The organism is Desulfosarcina sp., from assembly GCF_041551955.1.
In the GTDB taxonomy this organism is placed as follows: Bacteria; Desulfobacterota; Desulfobacteria; order Desulfobacterales; family Desulfosarcinaceae; genus Desulfosarcina.
Genome location: NZ_JBFELV010000473.1, coordinates 1 through 3,811 on the forward strand (window position 1 = coordinate 1; position 3,811 = coordinate 3,811).

The 3,811-nt window shown below is 55.3% G+C and carries 3 protein-coding genes; 1 reads left to right on the forward strand and 2 read right to left on the reverse strand.

What is annotated here, in order from left to right; translation table 11 throughout:
* Window positions 1-252: 252 nt before the first annotated feature.
* Entirely contained in the window at window positions 253-945 is a 693-nt protein-coding gene (locus ABYV26_RS22690; RefSeq protein WP_372683632.1) for a hypothetical protein, read from the reverse strand.
* Between the two features lie 538 nt (window positions 946-1,483).
* On the opposite strand from ABYV26_RS22690, the gene ABYV26_RS22695 reads away from it, so the two are divergent.
* A complete protein-coding gene (locus ABYV26_RS22695) occupies window positions 1,484-2,575 on the forward strand; it encodes a YdiY family protein (RefSeq protein WP_372683633.1) in 1,092 nt (363 codons plus the stop codon).
* Between the two features lie 121 nt (window positions 2,576-2,696).
* Here ABYV26_RS22695 and ABYV26_RS22700 read toward each other — a convergent pair whose 3' ends face one another.
* Window positions 2,697-3,779 (reverse strand): NADH:flavin oxidoreductase/NADH oxidase, encoded by a 1,083-nt coding sequence (locus ABYV26_RS22700; RefSeq protein WP_372683634.1) that lies wholly within the window; start codon window positions 3,777-3,779, stop codon window positions 2,697-2,699.
* Between the last annotated feature and the right edge of the window lie 32 nt (window positions 3,780-3,811).

A 3,811-nucleotide genomic window follows, 5' to 3' on the forward strand; every position in this document is an offset into this window, starting at 1 on the left:
ATCTTTGAGATTCCGATGTTGCCCGAATGCCGGATAACGTTAAGATATATTTCTAATTTAAATGGCGTTCAGCCCTGAACGCCTAAACGTAAAAAAGGGAGCTCCCAGTTCCGATTTTTTTTCGACCGGGTCGCGCACTTTCCGCTTTTCCGGCTATCCGATTTTATTTTTTCCACGACGGCTTCAAATATTAATCCAAGAGGTGGCTATCAGGAACAAAGTGGATCAAATCCATTCGATGCATCTTTGTTTTCAATCAAACGACAATTTCCGCAGCACCGACTTTACGCCGTACCGGGCCAGCTCTTCGGCCGATAGCCAACGAAGCCCCATTCCCAGTCGTTTAACACCATCCACCACATCTTCAGTCAGTGCCTGCTGGGTCTCATCGAAGGCGCCGCGCCAGAAACGAACGCCCGTGTTGGTGTCGATCAGGTAGAGGGCAAACCCAACCGACGCGGCGCTGTCGGGCATGTCTGCCAAAGCCCCTCTCTCCCTGTACTTCCACACCGTGCCCACCATGACGACTGGTGCATCCAGTACTTTTCCCAGACGGACGGCGCGTTGGCGCGGGGTATCCAGAGCCGGGTCCGTGGTCAGGGTCCGGTAGGCGTCGTAAACGCGATCCGGCGAAATCAACCGTTCCTCGACGCGCTGCATCAGTTCGGCATTGACGATCCGGGTCATGACCTGATCCGCGTTTACCGGCAATTCCCGGTTATCGATGACCAGCAGGGTCAATGGCTTGCTCAGGGGCTTGGGGATCGGCGCATTGGGAGACTCCAGTTGGCCCGTCAGAAAAGGCATCAACGCAATTTGGGCAACGGCGAGATCGGGCAGGTTGCCATGGGTTGTCCGGGTTTGGGCGTCGCACCCATCAGGATCCAGGGCAAGCATCGACCAGACTCCTGAAAAGGCAAGTATGCTAGCGATTAATTTTTTCATGGATGCTTCTCCTCATTTTTACCAACAGCGTGCTCAGCATGGGCATTGAATTCAGCGCGAAACCGAAAGATTCATGGATATCAAATCGAACGTTCGACCACAATACGGTAATACAAAAAGCACTTTTTTCACCATCGGCATCGACGATCTGCCGGTGCCGCCGTGTGGCAACGCTATCTTTATCGCTGCAACTTCAAAGGGGCGTTTCGGAAGACACAATATTTAACCGCGGCTGCAATGGAATTCGACGAAATGGTTGACCGCGTTAAAGGCCGTCTGTATCCTACCCCTTCAGCCCCATTTAATTTTCAGGTCGAGAACCATCAGGGACCGCGATCTATGCAAACCCATCATGCGACAGCAAATCAAACAGAAAGATGCCGGTCGGCAGTGTCGAAAGCCATACCTACGCAAAGGGTGATGGGGTATGTCACCAACCGGTGCATGACATGAGAATCCATGCATGACAATTATCAGTAATACCCTAAGAATACGAACCCTGGTCTTAATCATCGCCTTTACATTCTGTCGACCGGTTATGGCACAAACGCAAACCGAAGGGGCATCGGACGGCACCACCGTTGAGGTTCAGGAACCTGTCGATGAATACGTTTTTAAGCCGGAAACAGGCAAGATCGACCAGGCCGGAAACAAGGTCGTTGAAAAGATCGGGCAATTCGGTGCCAAGGCCTCGGATGGTCTTGGAGGCTGGATCGACAGCAACCTGTATGCGGATGTCAGTTGGCTCCTGCTGCTCTTCTGCTTCGTGGGATGCGTGGCATGTCCGCGAAAACGATGGATGGATGCGTGCCGAGTCTGCGTCCGGATCATGGGCATCGCCATGATGCCCAACCGGTTTGCGGTCGCCAACCCCAACAATCGTTCACCGGGGCGGTTTATATGGACGGGTTTCGTCGGTCTTTTATGGATGGGATTGGTCGTTAATCCTGCCTTTGCCGAAGATGATTCCGAATTGAAGAAATTCAATGCCCTGGCGGAAATGTCCGTCGTCAATACATCGGGCAACACCGATATCTTGACGTTTTCATTAAAGAACACGCTCGAGTACGACTTCAGCCACAAATACCTGGGTACATGGAACGTGAACCTATTGTCTGGGAAGCAAAATGACGAAAAGAGCGCTGAACGCTATGGCACCGATCTTCGTTTGGACAATTTTTTTTCCTTCGGGACCTACGCCTATCTGTTGGGGAGTTGGTTGCAGGATAAATTCGCCGGATACGACAATCGCTACAGCTTCGGTCCGGGCGTAGGCCAAAAATTGGTCGATGGCCCCACGCACTACCTCAAGGCGGAGATCGGATGCAACTGGACGCGGGAGGACTATTCCAGCGCGGAGACCGAGTCATTTTTAGAGGGAAGAGCCTCCGGGAGGTATGAATATCTAATCTCCGAAATCAGCAAGTTTTCGCAAAAAATAGAATACCTGCATGACTTCGATGATCCTTCCAACTATAAAATCGAAACGGTAACTGCACTGACATCGGCATTGACCAAAGTGTTGGCCATCAAAATCGCTTACGATGTCCGCTACCAGAACCGACCCGTTCCAGAAACTCTAAAAAAAACGGATACGATTTTCAGTGCCTCCCTGGTAGTCAGCTACTGAAAGGGTTTGGCTTCGCGTCCGTCCACGCGTTGATATCCGATTTTCTCGTTTCTACCTCCAATATCCCGGTGGGGATTTTTCGGCACCCTGTGGGCCCATCAACGGTCAAGGGAGATTGCCATTAAATACGTCCCGGCCACCCTAATTTTGCCCTCTCATACTGAGGCGGCCAGGGCGTATCATGCCGCAGGATCCGGGCGGCGTGCAGCGGCCAATAGGGATCGCGCAGCATCTCGCGCGCCAGCAGGACCGCATCGGCCTGAAGGGTGACCACGATCTGCTCGGCCTGCGCGGCATGGGTGATCAGGCCCACCGACCCGGTGGCAATCTCCGCCCGGCTGCGGATGGCGGCTGCAAAGGGGACCTGGAATCCGGGCCCGACGGGTATCTTTGCATCCGGCACCATCCCGGCGCTGGAGCAGTCGATGAGATCGACGCCTGTCGCCTTGAGCTGGCGTGACAGCTCGATGGACTGGGCCAGGTCCCATCCGCCGTCCACCCAGTCCGTGCAGGAGAGGCGCACAAAAAGGGGCAGATGGCCGGGCCAGACCTCGCGCACCGCCGCGGCGACCTGCAATGGCAATCGCATGCGGTTGGCCAGCCCGCCCCCGTATTGATCCGTGCGCCGATTGGCCAGCGGGGAGAGAAAGGTGTGCAGCAGATAACCGTGGGCCATGTGCAGTTCTAACGCTTGAAAGCCTGCTTCCAGGCTGCGGAGGGCGGCGGCGACAAACTGACCAATCAATCCATCGATATCCGTTGGCGTCATCTCCCGGGGGGTAGGCGAGGCCTCGCTGAAGGCCAGTGGGCTGGGCGCGATCGGCAGCCAGCCGCCTTGGGTTTCCGAAAGGGCCCGCCCGCCGCGCCAGGGTGCGTCCGTGGAGGCTTTGCGCCCGGCATGGGCCAATTGGTTGCCCGGCACGCAATCTTGCTGGACAATAAACTGATTGATGCGCTTGAATGCCGCGGCGTGTGCGTCGGACCACATCCCGCTGTCCCACGGCGTGATGCGTCCCTCCGGGCTCACTGCAGTGGCTTCCACCATGACCATCGCGGCGCCGCCGACCGCCCGGCTGCCCAGATGAATCAGATGCCAATCGGTTGGCATTCCGTCGTCGCTGGAATATTGGCACATGGGCGAAACGAAGATGCGATTCTTAAATTCAACGGATCGTAATTTGAGTGGCGTAAACAGTTTGCTCATAACGCCTCCTTGATCGCTCCTGACAAATGGCG